This is a genomic window from Agitococcus lubricus (genome assembly GCF_003051055.1).
Classification (GTDB): Bacteria; Pseudomonadota; Gammaproteobacteria; order Pseudomonadales; family Moraxellaceae; genus Agitococcus; species Agitococcus lubricus.
In genome coordinates this window covers 14540-32746 of sequence record NZ_QAON01000002.1, presented here as the reverse complement: position 1 = coordinate 32746, position 18207 = coordinate 14540, and the positions used below count along the sequence as shown (strand labels likewise).

10 protein-coding genes, 1 pseudogene and 1 riboswitch are annotated in these 18207 nt (G+C 43.8%); of the genes and pseudogenes, 6 read left to right on the top strand and 5 right to left on the bottom strand.

Annotation, left to right across the window (positions count from 1 at the left end; genetic code table 11):
• Window positions 1-72: 72 nt before the first annotated feature.
• Window positions 73-888, bottom strand: a complete 816-nt coding sequence (locus C8N29_RS02615; RefSeq protein ID WP_146164409.1) for a hypothetical protein — start codon at window positions 886-888, stop codon at window positions 73-75.
• Between the two features lie 162 nt (window positions 889-1050).
• Between C8N29_RS02615 and C8N29_RS02610 the strand changes: the two genes are divergently transcribed.
• The 6 genes and pseudogenes from C8N29_RS02610 to C8N29_RS02585 all read left to right on the top strand — a co-directional run bounded on the left by C8N29_RS02610 (window position 1051) and on the right by C8N29_RS02585 (window position 12512).
• A complete protein-coding gene (locus tag C8N29_RS02610; RefSeq protein WP_107864479.1) occupies window positions 1051-2133 on the top strand; it encodes a hypothetical protein in 1083 nt (360 codons plus the stop codon).
• A 273-nt stretch (window positions 2134-2406) separates the two neighbouring features.
• Window positions 2407-5052 (top strand): annotated as a pseudogene (gene aceE / locus C8N29_RS02605) (pyruvate dehydrogenase (acetyl-transferring), homodimeric type); the annotation flags it as partial.
• Window positions 5053-5082: 30 nt separating this feature from the next.
• Window positions 5083-6690 carry a dihydrolipoyllysine-residue acetyltransferase gene (aceF, locus tag C8N29_RS02600; protein ID WP_107864477.1) on the top strand — a complete coding sequence of 536 codons (1608 nt, stop codon included), beginning with the start codon at window positions 5083-5085 and terminating at the stop codon, window positions 6688-6690.
• 121 nt (window positions 6691-6811) lie between these two features.
• On the top strand, window positions 6812-10606 hold the full coding sequence (locus tag C8N29_RS02595) for a calcium-binding protein (protein ID WP_107864476.1): 3795 nt from the start codon (window positions 6812-6814) through the stop codon (window positions 10604-10606).
• A gap of 132 nt (window positions 10607-10738) precedes the next feature.
• Complete coding sequence (locus C8N29_RS02590; protein ID WP_107864475.1) at window positions 10739-11242, top strand: META domain-containing protein; 504 nt, start codon at window positions 10739-10741, stop codon at window positions 11240-11242.
• Window positions 11243-11504: 262 nt separating this feature from the next.
• Complete coding sequence (locus tag C8N29_RS02585; protein WP_170106858.1) at window positions 11505-12512, top strand: ComEA family DNA-binding protein; 1008 nt, start codon at window positions 11505-11507, stop codon at window positions 12510-12512.
• A gap of 26 nt (window positions 12513-12538) precedes the next feature.
• Here C8N29_RS02585 and C8N29_RS02580 read toward each other — a convergent pair whose 3' ends face one another.
• The 4 genes from C8N29_RS02580 to C8N29_RS02565 form a co-directional block, all read right to left on the bottom strand.
• A complete protein-coding gene (locus tag C8N29_RS02580) occupies window positions 12539-13087 on the bottom strand; it encodes a cob(I)yrinic acid a,c-diamide adenosyltransferase (RefSeq protein ID WP_107864473.1) in 549 nt (182 codons plus the stop codon).
• An 81-nt stretch (window positions 13088-13168) separates the two neighbouring features.
• Window positions 13169-15196 (bottom strand): TonB-dependent receptor, encoded by a 2028-nt coding sequence (locus tag C8N29_RS02575; protein ID WP_170106857.1) that lies wholly within the window; start codon window positions 15194-15196, stop codon window positions 13169-13171.
• 80 nt (window positions 15197-15276) lie between these two features.
• A riboswitch (cobalamin riboswitch) is annotated at window positions 15277-15501 on the bottom strand.
• A gap of 85 nt (window positions 15502-15586) precedes the next feature.
• Window positions 15587-16831, bottom strand: coding sequence for an OmpP1/FadL family transporter (locus C8N29_RS02570; RefSeq protein ID WP_170106856.1), 1245 nt, complete (start codon window positions 16829-16831; stop codon window positions 15587-15589).
• Between the two features lie 96 nt (window positions 16832-16927).
• Complete coding sequence (locus tag C8N29_RS02565; protein WP_204509259.1) at window positions 16928-18202, bottom strand: AmpG family muropeptide MFS transporter; 1275 nt, start codon at window positions 18200-18202, stop codon at window positions 16928-16930.
• Window positions 18203-18207: the final 5 nt, after the last annotated feature.

Here is an 18207-nt window from a genome sequence, read left to right as displayed (position 1 = left end):
CTCAGTAGCGTTATCGCAAAAAAGATAACCCCTTAAATTTTTTAATGACATGCATGGATAATCTCACCCTGCTTAATGCGGAATATGCCAAACCAGCCCTGTATAAACCTGTGTATGACTAAAGCTAATCGGCGGTTGGTAGTAAGTTTCTGCAAAACCATTACCGTAATTGATGACAGTGGCTCGTGTACTGTCTTGATAGCTATGTTTTAGATAGGCACCTTCAACAAACCAAGATAATTCATTAGACAAACGAACGTGATAAGCCATGCCATAAGCGCGTGCTTTGGCTTTTTTTAAGCGCAAACTAAAATCTTCGGTGACACGACTATCTACATCCGAACGAGCATAAGCTGGCATTAACCATTCTAACCAGATAGACACCTGATGCGGATTCTGACTGGGGGTACTCAAACGTAAGCCTGACTTGGCAAATAGCTCGGTATAGGTTTCGGTTGCGCCTGCAATGTTATCTTTGTTCGCCACATCACGAATGGTTTGTTGTAGATTGCCGCCGACATACCATTCTAAGGTAGGATGTATCAAATAACCTAAGCTGGCTTGGCCTTGTGTGATGGTATGCGTGGTATCAGTTTGGTGGGGAATGCCAGACTGTGTGTGTCCATCATAGTCAATTTCGCCGTAACTTTGCTGACCTTCTAAGCGTAGGCGCAGCTTATCTTGAGGCCAAATCAGGCCAAAATGCGCACTCAGCAGGGTGCCGTCTTCGTTGACTAAGCGTTGCTGGGTGGCGGGATGCGTTTCAACCAAGGTGAATTGCTGAGTCCCTATCCCCAAAAAGACGTCACTCGCCGCAAAACTCATTGAGCTGTATATAAGATGAGCAAACAGTAAACTGTGTCGTAAAAATGCGATATTTTTTGTCAAGATTGTGTCAACTTAAAGCAAGGTAAAGCGTTAATAGACTTAGGGTGAATGTAAACACGCGCGTGTTGAGACAGTATCTTATCCCTAAGTGTATGGTTTAACCGATTCTAAACAGCCATCATTGACGATGGTGGACAGTAAAAATATAGCAAGGAGAATATCATGTCATCTCGTATCATAAAATATAGCCCCCTCGTTTTGGCACTGAGTTTAGCCGCCTGTGGCGGTGGTAGTGACGATAGTAACCCCTCATCAGGGACGACACAAAATCTAACGACCGCTATTAGTACCGCGAATCAGTCTATGGTTGCAGCGGAGGTGACGAGTAATGCACTCAATTTTAGTCGTAGTACCTTAGGGGACATTAGTAGTGCGACATTTGCTGTAGCACAAGATAATCAGGGCGCAGAGACCTTAAATTTACGCGTATTGTTGACCGATATTCGTCAAATCATGCGTGACAGTGCACAGGCTACCACGCCACAAGTGTTGGCGGCTGCGGTGAGTCTAGATGAGAACTGTGCGATTAGTGGCAAAAAGAATTCCTCTTATGATGATAAGAATGGCAATCAAGCGTGGGATGTCACCGAATCTGGTACGGTAACTTTTACTAATTGTGTGATGCAGTCAGGTGGCGTGACCTTAAATGGAGCGGTTAAAGATGAGTGGCTTGCGGAGAGTCTGACCAGTACTACCGATAAATTTACCTTTGTTAATCTAAAAGCCAGTCTGAATAGCGTGAGCACCGAATTGGTCTCGGGGGTGGTTTCTTATACAGAAACCACCACGGGTAATCTACAAAATAGTACCTTACAAAGTACAGACCGTTATGTCACCACCGACTTAAAGGTAAAAGCTACACAAAACGCCAAAACTGAAAATTTTACACTCAACGAAGATATCAGTTTATCGCAAAGCTCTCCCAACTTAAATTTACTCACCATCACAGGCAGTGGAGTGATTAGCTCGGATAATCAACACATTAATGGTTCGATTAAATTTGATATTACCACACCGATTGTCATGGACACGACAGCTAATCCAGTCACGGTCAGTGCAGGGCAAATGACAATTAGTGGTAGCGGTGGTACAGCTTTGTATTTGAGTTTTGCAACCCCCTCTACAGGGCAAGTGACCTTACAGCTCAAAAAAGACGGGGCGAATGTGGGGGCGGGTCAGGTGATTGATGTACAAACACTGTTGGCAGGTGTCAATGCTGTCGTTGAACAGCAGCAAGCTCAATAAATGACCTGATTACCCCCTATAGAGCCACATTTTGTGGCTCTTTTTTTGTTTAAAGATTGCCTAAACCTGCATAATCATTATAAAACGGATAGCAGCCATTACAACGAATAAAGCGCGACATCAAATATCACTCAATCAGTCATGCTGTCCAGTTTTAACACAGACAAATTTTAATATGACTGTTAAATACTACAAAGCGTATAAACGAGGTCAATGGTGACTCCTTTGACACTGTGCGAGCCTCATTCCCTCTAAAAATCATGGAGATAACGAATGCGTGTAGAAAAAATTTATAATGATACTGACCCCCTAGAAACCCAAGAATGGTTAGAAGCCTTTGAAAGTATGGTCAATGAAGGCGGCACAGAGCGGGCTAAATTCATTTTGCAGGCTTTAACTGCCCATGCGCATCGTTTTGGGGTACAACTATCGCGCTTAAATACGCCGTATCTTAACACCATTCCGCCCCACGAAGAGCCGATGCTGGCAGGCGACCCTTATATGGAGCGTCGTATCCGTTCTTTGATTCGTTGGAATGCCTTGGCAATCGTCATGCGTGCGAATGACAATGACGATGAGTTAGGCGGCCATATTGCCACTTTTGCCTCCAGTGCCACTTTATATGATATTGGTTTTAATCACTTTTTTAGAGCACCTAATGCCAGCTTTGGTGGCGACTTGATTTATTACCAAGGCCATTCTGCACCAGGTATTTATGCACGTTCTTTTTTAGAAGGACGCATTAGCGAAGCACAATTAGAAAACTTTAGACGTGAAGTTGATGGTAAGGGCTTGTCGAGTTATCCACATCCGTGGTTGATGCCCGATTATTGGCAATTTCCTACGGTGTCTATGGGCTTGGGGCCTATCATGGCCATCTACCAAGCACACGTCATGAAATACTTAAGTAACCGTGAGTTAACCTTAGACCAGCCACGTAAGGTGTGGGCATTTTTGGGCGATGGAGAAATGGATGAGCCTGAGTCTTTAGGTGCGATTGCGTTAGCGGGACGAGAAAAATTAGACAATTTGATTTTTGTCATTAACTGTAATTTACAGCGTTTAGATGGGCCTGTACGCGGTAATGGTAAAATTATTCAAGAACTCGAATCTGTGTTTCGAGGCGCGGGTTGGAATGTGATTAAAGTGGTATGGGGACGGAAATGGGACCCTCTGTTGGCTCAAGATAAAAGCGGTGTCTTAAAACAACGCATGGAGGAATGTGTCGATGGTGAATATCAAGCCTTTAAGACACACGGTGGCGATTACACGCGCCAGCATTTTTTTGGCAAATACCCCGAATTAAAAGCGATGGTAGAGCACTTGAGTGATGAAGGAATTTATCAGCTCAATCGCGGGGGACATGACCCTTACAAAGTCTATGCGGCTTATGCCAAAGCAATGGCTCACAAAGGGCAACCTACGGTTATTTTAGCTAAAACAGTCAAAGGGTATGGCACAGGTGCGGGCGAAGCAGTCAACAAAACGCATCAGCTAAAAAAATTAGATATTGATTCACTCAAAGCGTTTAGAGACCGTTTTGATATGCCATTTACTGACGAAGAGTTGGCAAAAGTCCCGTTTTATAAACCCGCAGATAATAGCCCCGAATTACGGTATATGCATGAGCGACGTAAAAAGCTCGGTGGCTATTTGCCAACACGCCAAAATAGCCCGCAATCGTTGGTGATTCCTGAGTTAGATGTATTTGCGCCCGTATTACAAGGCTCAGAGCGTGCTATTTCGACAACGATGGCCTTTGTGCGCTTACTGAATATCTTGATTAAACAGGCGGATATTGGCGAGCGGGTTGTCCCCATTGTCCCTGACGAAGCACGTACCTTTGGTATGGAAGGGATGTTTAGACAAATGGGTATTTACTCGCATGTGGGACAGCTATATACCCCAGAAGATTCAAACCAAATGATGTATTACAAGGAGGATAAAAAAGGCCGTATGTTGGAAGAGGGCATTAACGAAGCAGGCGCAATGAGTGCATGGATTGCTGTAGGGACGTCGTACTGCATGCACAACTTACCGATGATTCCTTTTTATATTTTTTATTCTATGTTTGGTTTTCAGCGTATTGGCGATTTGGCATGGGCAGCGGGAGATATCCAAGCACAAGGCTTTTTATTGGGGGCGACCAGTGGTCGTACGACCTTAAATGGTGAAGGCTTGCAACACCAAGACGGACATTCACACTTGTTAGCCAGTACCATTCCCAATTGTGTAGCCTATGACCCTTGTTATGCCTATGAATTGGCGGTGATTATTCATCATGGCTTACAGCGTATGTATGCCCAAGGCGAACGGGTGTTTTATTACCTCACCACCATGAATGAAAACTACAGTCATCCTCCTATGCCCGCAGGTGTTGAAGAGGGTATTCGTCGTGGTATGTATCTCTTAAAACCCGCTCCTCAAGGTCACGGTCATGAAGTACAACTCTTAGGTTCTGGTGTTATTTTGCGTGAGGTTGAAGCCGCAGCCGAGTTATTGCTGAATGTGTATGGCATTCGTGCGGCCGTGTGGAGTGTCACCAGTTTTAATGAATTACGTAAAGAGGCCTTAGCCTGTGAGCATTGGAATCATTTGCACCCCTTAGAAACACCCAAAGTAGCATGGGTGACACAGCAATTACGGGCGGTAAAGGGTGCGATTGTCGCCGCCAGTGATTATATGCGTATAGTGTCCGAGCAAATCCGCGCCTTTTTACCACAAGGCTTGCCCTATATCACACTGGGTACAGATGGTTTTGGTCGTTCAGATAGCCGAGACAAGTTGCGTGAGCATTTCCAAGTTAATCGCTATTTTATTGCCATTGCCGCACTGAATGCCTTAGCAGAAGACGGTGTCATTGGTCGTAGTGTCGTGCAAGATGCCTTAGAGCGTTTTGCGATTGACGCTGAAAAACCATTTTCCCTATCGGTCTAAGGAGAGAAAACCATGTTAGAACGTGTACTCACTCCCGATTTAGGGACAGACCTTGCAGAAGTGATTGAACTCTTAGTGCAGGTCGGGCAGCAGGTCAGTGTAGATACTCCCCTAGTTACCTTAGAGTCGGCCAAAGCCAGTATGGAAGTCCCCAGCCCATTGGCGGGGACTATTCGTACTATTCATGTCAAGATAGGTTCAAAAGTGGGTGAAGGCGTATTGTTGTTTGAACTAGAAACAAACACCGCTGTCCCTGAATCTATGCTAACGCAAACAACGCCGAGTCATAGTCCCTTAGTGTATACCCCTGTCGATGAGCCCGTACCCGCCCCACCAACACAAGCCTTGACTCCAGTCTTTGCGCCCGATATTGGTAGCGACAGTGCGGATGTGATTGAGTTATTAGTGTCTGTAGGTCAAGAAATTAACCTAGATACCCCGATTGTCACCCTAGAGTCGGCCAAAGCCAGTATGGAAGTCCCTAGCCCTGTCGCAGGACGTGTTGAAAAAATGCATGTGGCAGTCGGCGCTAAAGTGAGTCAAGGGACATTGTTGCTGAGTGTGTTAACAGCCTCCGCTAACGTAGCTAAGTTAGTTGATATCTCTACCACAGGGGAGCTACCCTCAACACCAGCACCAGCACCAGCACCAGCACCAGCACCAGCACCAGCACCAGCACCAACACCAGAATTACAAGTCAATCAAAAGCCTGCCTATTGCGGACCCGCTGTTCGTCGTTTGGCGCGTGAGTTAGGGGTGGATTTGACCAAGATACAAGGCAGTGCGGCCAAGGGTCGTATTATTAAAGAAGATATCCACCAGTTTGTAAAACAGCAATTAACCACACCACAGACTATCCATCCTGCACCTGTGATGACACAAAGCGCTTTCCCCGAACTCCCCGCGATTGATTTTAGCAAATGGGGCGATATTGAGTTGCAGCCACTCACGAAGATTCAAAAGCTCTCAGCTAAAAATCTACATCGTGCATGGTTACATATTCCTCATGTCACCCAGTTTGATGAGGCCGATATTACCGATTTAGAAGCCTTTAGAGTCAGCCAAAAAGATAGCTTAAAAACACAAGGCATTAACCTGACACTATTGGCTTTTTTGGTCAAGGCCTGTGCCCACGTCTTACAAGACTATCCTAAATTTAATGCCTCACTCAGTTTGGATGGTGAGTCGATTATTCTCAAAAAGTATATTCATATTGGGGTAGCAGTAGATACCCCCAATGGTTTAGTCGTGCCTGTGATTCGGGATGCTAATCAAAAATCCATCTCACAGATTGCCAAAGCACTTGCGGAGCTGTCGAGCAAAGCCAGAGAGAAAAAACTGAGTCCTCAAGAAATGCAAGGGGCAACCTTTAGTATTTCTTCATTAGGGGGGATTGGCGGAACGGCCTTTACCCCGATTGTCAATTGGCCTGAAGTTGCGATTTTAGGAGTCTCTAAATCGACACTCAAGCCCATATGGCAAGATGAACGCTTTGAACCAAGACTGATGTTGCCGCTCGCGTTATCGTATGACCATCGAGTGATTGATGGTGCAGATGGGGCGCGTTTTATTACACGGCTTAGCCAAATCCTGACCGATATACGAAGGGTATTGTTGTAGCGATAAACGGAATTGAACTCCATTATACTTGTTGTTAGCATAATGTCCTATGAGCTAGGTACTCTGTCGACAATGACAGAGTGCCTGCGGATAAAATAAATCTTTCATAGGATGGAATAACATGACGGTTCATCAAGGTACTCCCAATAATGATGTGTTGACCAGTACAGCCAATGGCGATGTATTAAATGGCGAACAAGGCAACGACTTATATGTCATTAAACATACTGATGTCACGATGTTTGAGCTTAGCGAAGAGAATGGCGTAAATTGGGGGACAGATACGCTGTCATATCAATATTATTCAGAAAGTCCTTTATTCCTCAATCTCACTTACGAGTTTTCATTTGCCGAAAATGTCATCGGTACGGCATTCAATGACTCCATAATAGGTAATTATAAAGCGAATGTCTTAAACGGTGGTCGTGGTGCAGATACCATGATTGGTGGGGCGGGCAACGATACTTATTATATTGATGATGTGGGTGACGTGGTTCATGAAGAGCTGACAACCGTTGAGTATGACCCAGTCTTGATGGGTGTCTTTGAGAGCGGTGTAGATACCGTCTCTTATACCTATTATCAGCCTTTAGACGGCATGGGCATCTCCGTTAATTTGACAACAGGTTATACCAGTGTAGGTTCTAATAATTTACATGCCTTTGAAAATGTAACAGGTACGCGATTGGATGATATCTTGGTGGGTAATGACCGTGACAATATTCTCAATGGTGGCAAAGGCAGAGACACCATGGTTGGTGGTGCAGGTAATGATACTTACTATATTGACCATCTCGAGGATGAAGTCATTGAGCAAGCCACTGAACTAGAATTTACGACAGGTAGATACGTCGATGGCGGTAACGATACGGTTTCTTTTGCCAATTATCAGACAGACATAGGTTTACATATCAATTTGATGACAGGCTATTATGTCGGTTACAGTAATTTAGAGCATATCGAAAATCTCACAGGCACAACGGCTAACGATGAGCTGATAGGCAATGATAAAAATAATATCTTAAATGGGGGGCGTGGTGCCGATACGATGGCGGGTGGCTTAGGTAACGATACCTATTACATAGACCATACTGGAGACCTCGTACTTGAGCAGATAACGGTGGTAGATTCGGTCACTGGCGAGTTTGTAGAGGCTGGTAATGACACGGTGTCTTTTGCAAATTATCAGCCATTAACTTACGAAGGTATACGGGTTGACTTAACGACGGGTTATAGCAGCTTAGGGGTGAGTGACCTGCGTGCTATTGAAAACCTTACAGGTACCAACAAAAATGATGAATTAATTGGGAATCGTAAAGATAACATCCTAAATGGTGGCCAAGGTTCGGATACGCTGTCGGGTGGTTTAGGCAATGATACGTATTATATTGATAGTTTTTCAGATTTTATCACCGAACAAGCGTTTGCTATTGATGAAGTGACGGGTGCAGTCGTAGATGCTGGCAATGATACCGTCTCCTTTGCTAACTATAAACTGATTGGGCGGGGAGTACGGGTTGACCTAGTGGCAGGCTACTCAAGCATAGGCTCTGGTGATTTTATAAATATTGAGAATGTGACAGGTACAGCGGCTGACGATCACCTAAGAGGTAACGACAAAAATAATGTGCTTAATGGGGGACGTGGCGTAGATACGATGTTTGGTGGTTTGGGTAATGACACTTATTATATTGATAATATAAATGACCAAATTACGGATGTAGAAGATTATATTGACGGTATGGGAAGGTTATTACTCGATGGTGGCAACGATACCGTTTCCTTCGCAAATTATCAGGTTATATATGAATCTGGCATCGCTGTTGATTTAACAACAGGGTATTCAAGTGTCGGTGCAGGTGATTTTAGAAATATTGAAAACCTGATAGGTTCTACCGAGAATGATATATTGGTTGGTAATCAGAAAAGCAATATTTTGAATGGTGGCAAAGGCAAAGATACCATGGTTGGTGGTGCAGGCAACGATACTTACTATATCGATAACCGTGATGACATAGTAGATGAACAAGCCTCCTACATAGACCCCACGACAGGCAGACTATTGGATGGTGGCAACGATACCCTCTCTTTTGTGAATTATAGACCCGTTGGACATTATGGCGTGTTTGTGGACTTAATGAGTGGGCACTCATCTATCGGTTATAACGACTTTCGTCATATTGAAAATATTAATGGCAGTGCGGCTAACGACTATTTGCTTGGCAATCATAAGGCCAATGTCCTTAATGGCGGGGGCGGTGCCGACTTGATGGTAGGCGGTGCGGGGAATGACACCTATTATATCGACCATATTGCCGATGCGGTTGAAGAGTATGCGTCCTATACGGACCCAGTCACAGGTCGCATGTTAGAAGGCGGTAGTGATACGGTCTCTTTTGTCAATTATAAAGCCTTAACAAGACAAGGCGTACATATTGACCTTATGAGCGGTTATTCAAATGTTGGCCAAGTAGACTTTAGACAGATTGAAAATGTGACGGGCTCTCATGTCGATGACCAACTTATCGGTAATGATAAAGATAATGCCTTGAATGGTGGTCGTGGCGCAGACCTTATGGAAGGATGGTTAGGAAATGATACCTACTATATTGACAATAGATTTGATCAAATTATGGATGTCGAGGATTCTCTTGATGAGACAGGAAACGTGGTTATTGATGGGGGTAACGATACGGTTTCCTTTGCAAATTATATTCCGCTAGAGGGGTTTGGCGTTAGTGTTAATTTGATAACAGGTTACTCCAATATCGGGATGGGTGATTTTAGACATATTGAAAACCTGACAGGGACGCGTGCTGACGACCAACTCATAGCTAACCACAAAAATAATATTTTGAATGGTGGTCAAGGTGCAGATAGTATGGCAGGTGGTGCAGGCAATGACACCTACTACATTGATAATATAGCCGACTTTATAGACGAACAAGCCTCCTATATAGACACCATGACAGGTAATCTATTAAATGGCGGAGTAGATACAGTGTCTTTTGCTAACTACAAAAGCCTCACGGAGCAAGGTGTTTATATTAATTTGATAACAGGCAATGCTAATGTCGGCTATGGAAACTTTGAGCAGTTAGAGAATGTCACAGGTAGCAGCGCAAATGATGAGCTGATAGGTAACCACAAAAATAATATCCTCAACGGTGGTCGTGGTGCCGATACCATGAATGGCGGTGCAGGAAATGATACCTATTATATGGATAACATGCAGGATTTTGTTATAGAGCTAGACAGTTATACAGACCCCATGACAGGCCATTTGGTAGACGGTGGTATAGACACATTATCCTTTGCTAATTATAAGCCCATCACAGAGCATGGTATTACGGTAGCTTTAGCCGTGGGATATGCTGATTTTGGTTACGGAAACTTTCAGCATATAGAAAATGTAACTGGCACAATTGCCAATGATGAATTACTGGGTAGCCAGAAAAATAATGTCTTAAACGGGGGGCAAGGAAATGACCTCATCGAAGGTCAATGGGGACGAGATACACTCAATGGGGGGACAGGGAATGACCTTTATCTATTTACATCAGGTGACGGTATAGATGTGATTTCTGATGTAGATACCTTAGTAGACAATGTTGATACGCTGCAATTTATGGGTACAATTAATGCCAATCAACTATGGTTCAAACAAGTGGGCAATAGTTTAGAAGTGCGAGTCATTGGGACGACCGATAAAGTCACGATTAAGGACTGGTATCTAGGAGCGGCGTATCATATTGAAACTATTAGAAGTACCGAAGGACTTAGTCTGAGCCACTACCAAGTACAAAACTTAGTCGATGCTATGGCCAGTATGACACCACCGCCCATAGGCCAAACAGAGCTAACGACAGCGCAACATAGCCAGCTTGATATGGTGATAGCAGCCAGTTGGTCATAAGGTGTAAATAGTTCGTGTTATCAGCTAAAGAGCCCTTAATAAGGGCTCTTTTTTTATCGTATAGTCGCAAAAACGCTGCTGATTTGCCGTGGTAAATTATGCTATATAACGCACCTACACCATAGGTAGAGTATGATGATGAAAAAAAGAATAGTCGCCCTGAGTACATTGATTTTATTGTTAGGCTGTCAAGCAACGCCGCCTGTGAAAGCGCGCGTCTTTGGTGTGCAAACGCCGACGATGACGGGTAATGTTTATGCAGATGCGCCACCCACTTTAGAAAAAACCGTTTGGCGTTTACGTAATGTCGCTAAACACGCCTTAGTCCCTGCCGATAAAGACATCACGATTCGTTTAGAAAATGGCAAAGCATCAGGTTATGCGGGGTGTAATTTATTTAATGGCAGTTATCAATTTGATAATGAGCGTTTTGTCTTTCAGCGTTTAGCTGCATCAACACAGTTTTGTATGTTGACCAGTCCACAAGAAAAAATACTATTTAAATCGTTAGAAAAAGTCAGATTTTGGCGTATTGACCCGCAAACCTTATATTTGCAGCTTCTTGACCAGCATAAGTTAATTCTTGTTGAGTATGAAGCAAGTACTAAACGTCCTCCTTTACCCACAACACCCTGATGATAAAGTTTATAATAAAAATGCTATATAATGGTGCGAATTTTATTATTGCACTATTATGTGGCAATGTATCAGCCGAATATTTTATTTATAAAAATATATAATTAAGTATTATTTTCTTTTATGCTATCTTAAAATGATATTGTTATATCAAAGATATATAACAGGCGAATCACTTTTATAATTCTTCTCCCCAAAAATCATATTTTAATATGCTGATATATAATAGATGAGCATATTGACAACAATGAGAGTCACAGTCATGTTGAGTCAACCTTTATTTAATCATCAGAATCCTGTTATCAATGTGAGTGATTATGGCTACACCATTGATGGCGATTATGTCGAGCTGCGTGCCTTTATTCAAACTGTGGATAGCGACATTACGCCTGTGAGTTTGCAGCTCTGGGCAAGTACAGAGCCGTACGAACAAGGCGTTTTAACAGGCGTAAAAATTGCGGAGCTTGACTGTGGTTGTTTGAGTCCAACAACCGTAATCAAAGAAACAGTAGCCGCGGCTTTTCCTGCGGGACAATCTGCCTATTATGTTTATTTAGTAGTGACAGATGGCGTGCATGTTTTGAGCTGTTTGCCGTTTACGCAAATGGAGCATTTTGTTCAACCGACATTAATAGGCCAATTAACAACAACGGTCACCGAAAATGCTGTATCCGTTCATATCGAACAAATTCTTAACCCACGTGATGCGGATAACCTCAGTGGAACGCTAGTACTCGAGTTATGGTCACTCAGTGATGCCTATCAAGGTGGTGCATTTAATGGTGTGTCACTAGGAAGTGTTATCTTGGGAACGTTGGCAGGCCAGTCTTCTTGGTATGCAAATACCTGTAGTTTTGCATTAGATACACACACGGCTACGCGTGAGCATGTCGTGCTGATGCTGCGAGAGTGGACAGGGCAGGGCTATTTGACACGTGATTTCCGTGAAGTCAATCTGGCATCACCTGCCATAACGCAAGAGCCGATTGTGGACGCTGTTCCTGAAGAAGTTGTCCAAGTTGCTGTTTCTAGCCCCGCTAAACGGACTGTCACACGCCGTGCTGCTGTGAAGCCGAGTACAAATACGAGCAAACCATCAATCAACCAAGTTGTTGAGGCGCAGCTTGCCGCTGAAAAAGGGGTATCTAAACAGGTGGTGGCCAATATTTTGGCGGCACGTCCCTTTAAAAAGTGGGAAGAAATTGCCAAGTTAAAAGGGGTAGGCGAAAAAGTGCTTGCCAAACTCAAAGCAAGTTTTAGTTTAGAGTAACGCGCATGCAATACACTTTGGCAACCTTAATTTGAGCGTTGCCAAAGGACTTCTGTGCCCCCGTGTTCCCGCGCTAAGATGCGTGCAGCCACAAACAAGTAATCCGATAAACGATTCAAGTATTGTAAAGCCAGCGCTGAAACTTTCTCTTGTTGACTGAGGCTAAACACACGGCGTTCGGCACGACGGCAGACACTACGGGCAACGTGGCAAGTGCTGGCGGCTTTACCACCTGCGGGTAAAATAAAATCCTTTAATGGCGGTAAGTTTTCATTGAGTGTATCAATCGCTTGTTCTAAACGACTAATAGACGCTTCTTTGATTAGAATAAAATCAGGAATACATAATTCCCCGCCCAAATCAAACAGTTCATGTTGAATGTTAGATAAAGTATTTTGTAGTGCGTGGTCGTCACACAGTTCGGCACGTAACAAACCGATAAAACTATTTAGTTCGTCCACTGTGCCATAGGCTTCAACCCGTAAATTATCTTTTGCAACACGGCTACCATCCCCTAAACCTGTTGTGCCGTCATCACCTGTTTTGGTGTAAATTTTTGATAAACGATGTCCCATTATCCTGCTCTGTAAAGTCCCTCTATAGATTGTATAGAGGGATAGTGATAAAAAACTCAGCTAAGTGAGTTGTCTTCGCAATTAAAAGGCATAGCTCAAGCTGACACGATATTCACGGCCTGCAAGTGGATACACATTATAATTAACAGCACCCAAACTGACAGAACGCACACCATACTCATAATGGTCTTTATCATTCAGTATATTCAAAATACTTCCACTCACTTGCCACCCACGATAATCATAAGCTGTTTTAGCATCAAGCCGATGATATGACGGAATCTTGGTGTGAAAGTCATTGGTTTGGTCATTATCTAAATATTGTGAACCTGTATAAGTATCTGTTAATGATACGAATAAATCGGGGATAGGTTCAATATTCACACCAAGACTGGCTAAATGTTTAGCTACTAAGGGAAGGCTATTATTGGCATATATCCCTTCAGTGAAATAGGCCTTTTGTTGCGTATAACTCGCGTGTACGGCCAATTGAGGGAGCAACTGAACCCGCGTATAGACATTAATCCCTTTGCGCTTTGTCGGGTCAAGATTGTCATTGGTAAAGGTACTGGGGTCAAAATGAATTTCGTTGGTTAACTTTTGTTGATAGAGGGTCACTGTCGCAGTGCTACGTTGCGAATCAAACTTTAGAGATGCCTCCGTATTTTTGCCAATTTGAGGCAATAAAGGCGAAAACACCCGTTGGAAATTGCTGTCATATTCATAAACTTCGTCAACAGTGCCAAAACGTACACTGCGATTGCTGGCTAGCATGATGCTAAAACCATGCGTCAAATCTTGGCTTAAGCCAAACTCATACATTTCTTCGTCAAAACTTATCTCGCCACTCGGTGCGGCATTATCAAAAGTGCTTGCACCTTTCGCATTGCTATCAAAGTTATCAACTCCAGATTGTTTGACTTTACTTTTTCGTGCACCAAGGGTGAGAGTTGTACCCTTCAACTGACTGCTTTGTTGAACGTAGGCAGACTGTGTTTTAGAGTCAATCGTCACCGTATGAATAGCCTCAGTATTTGGGTTTAAGCCACGCAAAGAGACATACGCACTTTGCGACCAATCAACACCCGTTTGCAGCGTATGTTTAATACCACCCAAGGTATACTGGCTAAGCAAGCGTGGTGTAATACTGTCCGTTGTTAAACGGCTATCGACAAAGCGGTTATAAAGACCACCATAATCATAATCTTGATAAAAGCCGCGCGTCGTTTTATAACGATGGCTCGCATCAAAAATCAATTGGCTATTGCTAGTGATATGCGTTTTAATGCCTGTCCATACTTGATATTTGCTCTCGTCTGCATAATCGTTAGGCGTTGCCGTGTTTGTTGGCGCATCGTTTAACTCATTGACTCCTGTTGCAGGATTGATTTTTCTGACACCTGCAAGGCCAGAATCTGACTGACTGGCTTGGCTATTTAAAAACCATGTGACAGGCTTAAATTGCTGCTGAATATCTAGGCTGATACTGTCTTGGCGACTGGCAGAGTTATCACGGTAGCCTTTGCTTTCGGCATGTTTGCCATATAAAGTGACCGATTTTTCGCTATTGCTAATATCCGTTTGCGCTTCAATAGCACGGTAGTTAAAACTACCTGCCGTGGTTTGTATACGAGTTTGGTTTGCAGTGGCTTGTTTAGTAATAATATTAATCGTCCCACCTACCGCACCGTCACCATATAAAACAGAGCCACCACCAGCGACGACCTCAATACGTTCAATGTTAGCGAGGGCAATACCTGTTAAGTTGGCTGCTGTGAGGTCGACATCGTTTAAGCGACGACCATTGACCAACACCAATACATTCATATTAGAAGCAGCACCAAAACCTCTAAAATCTATAGAGCCTTCATTGAGGTTATTACTGAGCTTACTGATACTGATACTGGGTAATGTCGCGAGTAATTCAGTGATATTTTGCGCGGGCGATTGCTTAATATCGTCTTGGTCGATGACATAGACCGTATTCCCGATAGGGGTATTGCTTAAACGAGAAGCCGTCACAACCGTGGGGGCTAAGGTGTTTTCAGTCGCAAAGACAAAAGAAGAGCAGGCAGCAATACTAGCCGCCAATAAAGAACGAGTAAACATAGCTAACTCCGACTGTTTGGTTCCCCGCAAACAGCGTAAAAAGTCAAAAAGAAGACGACACATTTCACCTAGTCAAGATGCGTCATATACGCTTGGTAGTCGGTCTCCGGACTTCTGTGCTGATGTATTGATAGCCCTGCATGCAGATGCAGTGTGCCAAACATCGTCAATTTCACCTTCCCATCGTCAGACAGTGGTTAAGAAATTCACAAACACAGTTACCGTTGCGGGGGCAGTACTGGATTTACACCAGTTTCCCATTTGGGTCAGCAATGACACAAACCGTTATCAAACGGGCACTACGAAGCTGCGCGGATGGTATGAATAATTAAACAGATACGCAACAAAAAAGGCGCACATGGCGCCTTTTTTATCAGAGTTGACCGATTATCACAGTTTGAGATTGAGTTGTACGCCAACTAAATGGGCTTTACCACTGTATTCCGCACTGTAACTGAGAGGACCTACAGGCGAGATTTTACTGACATCTACAACGGCTGTTTTTTCCTTCAAGAACATATAGCCCACATCAATAGACATTTTTTCATTTAACAAATAGCTACCCCCAAGGCTGATAACAGTTCTGTCCTCGCTTGGCACACGTACACTGCGATGACCATCGCTGACGGGCGTTTTATCAATGCCTATGCCTCCGCGTAGGCTAATGTTTTTTTGCCATTGCCATTCTGCACCCACGCTATAAAATAAGGAGTTTTTCCAATCTAACTCCTCTTTAATTTCTGCTAAAGAGCCTGTTGCACCTTCATTTTTAATGACCAACTCTTTCAACGTATCCCATTGAGTGTAGCTTAAATCTAGATGTACACTCAGGTCGGGACGTAGTTGATGGCTCACTGAAAGGTCAATGTTGGCGGGTGTAGCAATATCAAGACTGGCATTATAGTAGTCAACTTTACCTTTGGTTGGTAAGTCGCGTACTTCGGTTGTCCCTGTCAGGTTGTATTTCGTTTTACTGCGATAGTCAAAGCCTACTTTGGTATGAGGTTGTACTTGCCATAAGACGCCAATATTGTAACTAAACGCGGTATCATTGCCCTCTACTTCAAGGGTAGGATTGCTGGTAGGGAGTGGGGCAATTGCCCCTGATAAAAAGCCATCAATACGGCTGACAGTCAGGCCTAAACCCACAGAAATATCCTTGTTGAGCTTATAAGCCGCGGTGGGTTGAATGGCAATCACGCGGACTTTACTTTTATCGCCAAACCAGCGGCCTTGAAACGCGTCTTCGTAGTTGGTAGCTAAACCAAAAGGAGCGTAGTTACCAATGCCCACCGTCAGTTGCTCGTTCAGTTGATGACTCATAAAACCAGAACCTACAGGCTGTGGTGGAATCATATCGCCATCGTTGGTGCCGTTATGTGAGCCTTGGGCATTTTTAATATCGGCGGGCGCATAAATATAGGTGACATTCCCTGCTAATTGTGTGCCTGCTAACTGAGTTAAACCCGCAGGGTTGGCATAGAGCGTGGTGGCATCACTTGCTGTTGAGGCGCGCCCAGCTTGCGCCATACCCATACTTTTAATGCTTTGTTCATTTAAGGCAAACCCTGCTGCCCATGTGTTTTGAGACAATGTGGCAATAGTACAAGCGAGTAAGGAGAGTCTGAACTTCATATTATTGTTCCTATTTCTTATTATGGATACAGTGACATACCTTATAACCATAGCGCAAAAATCTTAGTTACACAGTAGCTTGCTGTTGTGAGATTGTTACGATGAAGTAGTTTTTTGCACTTTTGTGCGTAACCATAAAAACAAAAATAAGGCAGGGACAATCGACAGTGTCGAAAAAATAAAAAAGCCAATATACCCCATACTACTGACCATAAAGCCAGATAAGCCGCCAATCAGTTTCCCTGGTAGGCTGACTAAGGAGCTGAAGAGTGCATATTGAGTGGCCGTATAGTGTTTGTTTACCAAAGAAGATAACCATGCCACAGCGGCTGTGCCCAAAAACCCCCCTGCAAAGTTTTCGCCGCCAATGACGCCAACAAAGACCTGTAGATTGGCAGGAAAGAGACTCAATAAAATAAATAATAGATTGCTCAGCCCCCCAACAATCATGCCTAAAAATAAGGTACGTTCTATCCCCCAACGTACCACACAGGCTCCGCCAACAAATGCCCCTGCAATCCCCACCCACACGCCAAATAGCTTAGACACCGTCCCAATTTCTGTTTTCGTAAAGCCACTGTCTAAATAAAAGGGGAGTGCCATGACCCCCAGCATTTGGTCGGAAATCTTAAATAAGCCCATAAATAGCAGTAGACCAATACCTAAACTGCCGCGATAACGAATAAAAAAATCCTTAAAAGGGCCAATCACCCCGTCTTTCATCATGACCCCAAACGAACGTGCAACCTGTACCTCACGTTCTGGTTCGCGTGCGCAATAAGTTGCCAACATCAATAAAATAACTAAACCTGCCATCAGTTGATAAATCACTGACCAAGCAATATGGTCAGCCAAAATTAAGGCCAATGCGCCTGATGCGAGCAGGGCAAAACGGTAGCCAAGCGTATAGGTAGCGGCTAATGCCCCTTGTGTTTCTGCGGGCGCAATTTCAATACGATAGGCATCGACGACAATGTCTTGAGTTGCCCCTGCAAATGCAGCTAAAAAAGTGACGGTGACAAACCAAAATAGAGCATGAGGGCTAATCCATGACATCGCCAATAGGCTTAGACACAAGAGTAATTGTGCACACAATAGCCAACTGCGGCGCTGTCCGAGGGTATGAAGAAAAGGAATCTTGATTTGGTCAACGAGGGGAGACCATAAAAACTTTAGGGAATAGGTGAGCGTGGCATAACTAATTAAGCCTATCATTTCTAAAGAAACATCACTCTCTTTTAACCATGCCGACAGTGTGCCACCCACTAATAAAAACGGTAAGCCCGACGTAAAACCAAAAAAGAACATCATGAGTGCCGCAGGCTGAGCAAATGCCTCTCTAAGGCTGTAAGAGCGATTTTCGGTAGTCATAAAAA

Coding starts and splice junctions, on each gene's coding strand:
- C8N29_RS02610 (WP_107864479.1), top strand. CDS start 1,051: ATGTCATCTCGTATCATAAAATATAGCCCCCTCGTTTTGGCACTGAGT.
- aceF (WP_107864477.1), top strand. CDS start 5,083: ATGTTAGAACGTGTACTCACTCCCGATTTAGGGACAGACCTTGCAGAA.
- C8N29_RS02595 (WP_107864476.1), top strand. CDS start 6,812: ATGACGGTTCATCAAGGTACTCCCAATAATGATGTGTTGACCAGTACA.
- C8N29_RS02590 (WP_107864475.1), top strand. CDS start 10,739: ATGATGATGAAAAAAAGAATAGTCGCCCTGAGTACATTGATTTTATTG.
- C8N29_RS02585 (WP_170106858.1), top strand. CDS start 11,505: ATGTTGAGTCAACCTTTATTTAATCATCAGAATCCTGTTATCAATGTG.
- C8N29_RS02580 (WP_107864473.1), bottom strand. CDS start 13,087: ATGGGACATCGTTTATCAAAAATTTACACCAAAACAGGTGATGACGGC.
- C8N29_RS02575 (WP_170106857.1), bottom strand. CDS start 15,196: ATGTTTACTCGTTCTTTATTGGCGGCTAGTATTGCTGCCTGCTCTTCT.
- C8N29_RS02570 (WP_170106856.1), bottom strand. CDS start 16,831: ATGAAGTTCAGACTCTCCTTACTCGCTTGTACTATTGCCACATTGTCT.
- C8N29_RS02565 (WP_204509259.1), bottom strand. CDS start 18,202: ATGACTACCGAAAATCGCTCTTACAGCCTTAGAGAGGCATTTGCTCAG.